Source organism: Okeania sp. SIO2B9 (assembly GCF_010672505.1).
GTDB lineage: Bacteria > Cyanobacteriota > Cyanobacteriia > Cyanobacteriales > Microcoleaceae > Okeania > Okeania hirsuta.
The window spans coordinates 1-2,790 of the sequence record NZ_JAAHGK010001036.1; the positions used below are offsets into that span (position 1 = coordinate 1).

Annotated in this window: 2 protein-coding genes; one reads left to right on the forward strand and one right to left on the reverse strand. The window is 34.2% G+C overall.

Annotated features, from left to right (window positions below):
- On the forward strand, positions 1 to 197 hold a 197-nt coding region (locus tag F6K13_RS26920; protein WP_287288981.1), incomplete at its 5' end, for a hypothetical protein.
- A gap of 570 nt (positions 198 to 767) precedes the next feature.
- On the opposite strand, the gene F6K13_RS26925 is transcribed toward F6K13_RS26920, so the two are convergent.
- A complete protein-coding gene (locus F6K13_RS26925; RefSeq protein ID WP_287288983.1) occupies positions 768 to 2,639 on the reverse strand; it encodes a diguanylate cyclase domain-containing protein in 1,872 nt (623 codons plus the stop codon).
- Between the last annotated feature and the right edge of the window lie 151 nt (positions 2,640 to 2,790).

A 2,790-nucleotide genomic window follows, 5' to 3' on the forward strand; every position in this document is an offset into this window, starting at 1 on the left:
TAATGAATGAACCAAGTATCGCAATGAGCGCTCAGGTATTTACAATGTCCAGCTCAAAGTGCAGTAAGCGAAAAGGTGTACAAAAAATAATGTGTAACCCACATTCCGCACCACAAAATGTAGTATCGAATCAGGAGTCAGGAGTCAGGAGTCAGGAGACAGGAGACAGGAGACAGAATTTTAGCAGAAAATCATAGCTGCCGTGATTGAGTAATCATGTATAGCAAGTATTTATGCGTAAATTTTTTACTCGGAATTTGATCAACGAAAAAAGTAATTGAGATGATTTGCATAGTATAAATACCTACCAAGCTACGGATTTATATACTACTTTTAATGCTACAAATTGACGTGCGGAATGTGGGGTGTAAATATGCTAGCACACAATATCTTCACACATCAAACCTTGTAGGGACGTTCCATGGAACGTCCTTACTGTGGTCTACCCAAATGGAATCCGCTGTAAGTCCCAGAGTTTGTTGCATATTTCTATGCTAAGTGAATGTTTTTTATAAAAAGCAGAAATTTGCCTATAAATCTCAAATATAGAGATTTTAAGCTAGATTCAATCAAGGTTACTGAGAAACCAGATTTATACAGTTGTATGACTAAATGAATTTATTGCTTTTGCTCCTAAAAATTTTTTATACATGATACCAAATCCGGTTATGAAAAGCTAATTTGTCCAAATCCTTCTAATCTTTCTGCCTTCTAATCTTTCTGCCTTCTGCCTTACCTTCACAATAAATCTCTCTTCTAAACCGGATTTAGTATGAATCATCAATATAAACTTGATTTCTACCAGTATTTTTAGCATTGTATAGCGCCATATCTGCTGCTTCTAGTAATATTTGAGGATTAGAGTCAGTAGAGCAGTGACTATTTGCCACTCCTAAACTACTTGTCACCCACTTACTGACTGTCGAAGCTGTATGGGGAATTTTTAAAGCCTCAATTTGTGTTATAATCTTTTCTGCAACCTTCAGCGCTCCTTCTATGGGAGTATTTGGCAGTACAACCACAAACTCTTCACCCCCATATCGAGCTACAAAATCTCCTGGTCGTTTCACTGCAGCACTAATAGTTTGAGCTACCTGTTGCAAACATTTGTCTCCCTGCTGATGACCGTAAGTATCGTTGTAGGGTTTAAAATAATCTATATCCACCATAATTATTGACATAGAAGCATGATCCCGTGTTAATCTTTTCCATTCTTGGTCTAGTTTTTCTTCAAAGTGGCGACGGTTACAAATTCCTGTCAAACCATCAACATAAGCTATTTCTTTTAATTCTTGATTTAGTTTTTCTAAACGATGATAAAGTTGAGCTTGTTGAATAGCGATCGCTATCTGAGTTGCCAAGCGTCTCAATAGATCGGTGTCTGATATTCGCCATTGTCGTTTATGAGTACATTGATGAGCTACTATTAATCCCCATGCAGTAGTTTCCGAACCTTGTTTTTCCCCTTCTTGATTAATTAAAATTGGCAATACCATATTTGCTTTGACTTGAAACTGTTTGAGTAGATCGGCATGGCATTTGTTTATATCTGGGCTTTCAATATCTTCTATTATACTAATATAACTTTGTTTATAGCGTTCTATAATATCTGTATTTGGGAAACATGGATCGTCAATAATTTCACCTAAAATTGGACTGCTATCTGCTGCTACAGATTCTTTTTCTACGATACCTTTTCCATCTTCCAAAAAACGATAAATTAAGACGCGGTCACACTCCAAAAAAAACCGTACTGACTCTACTGTAGTCTCTAATATTTCATCCAAATTTAAAGATTGATGAATCCGGTCTAGAATGAGTCCTAATAAATGCTCTTTTTGTCTAAGTTCCTGCACAGCTAACTCTGCTTTTTTACGATCTGTAATATCTAGCACTGTGCCGAATATGCCTATAGGTTCTGAGTTACTATCAACAATTAAAGTAGCCTGAGTATAAATATACCTTAATGTACCATCTGGTCGAATGATTTGATATTCACATTCACAACTTTCTGCCTTTTCTAAGATCAAAATCACATTTTTATCCCATATTTTTTGACTTTCGAGAGTAAACATTTCAACCCATTCTAGATAAGTTGGTTCTCCTCTGCTAGGGTTAAGACCAAAAATGCGAAATGCTTCATCTGAGCAAGTTATTTTTTGTGTCTTTAAGTCATATTCCCAGTTCCCTAAATGAGCAATTTTTTGTGCTTCTTGTAGCTTTGCTTTGCTTTCTTTTAAAGCGTTTAAATTTTGATTATTCTCATGTGTATAGCGAATTATTCGATTTAATGTATATTCGTTAATTTCTGATTTATTCAAGTAATCTGCTACTCCTTTATTCATTAAATCCATCTCTAATTCTTGATTTTCTATATCTGTGAGTAATACGATTGGCATTTGGCAACCTAGATTAATTGCTGTTTGAAGTATTTCTAACCCTTTTGTTTCTTTGAATTTATAGTCAAGCAAACAAATATCATGTTGATTTTTTTTCATTACTGTTAATCCTGCTTCGTAAGTATTTTCCCAGTCTAGTAATATTTTTGGTGATTCTACCTGTGACAGTAAGTCATAGATCAGAATAAAATCGTCTGTATTGTTTTCTATTAAAAGGACTTTAATTAAATCTTTATTCATCTAATAAATTAGTTTTTACAAACAATTTTTTTTTTTAATATGAGTATCTAAAAGTTAATAAAAAATCATATCTTATCTTGCCTAAAGTACTGGAAAAAGTCGCAGTTTGAGTTTTAGTGATACCATCAAGGCCAATTAATTAGGTTTTTGT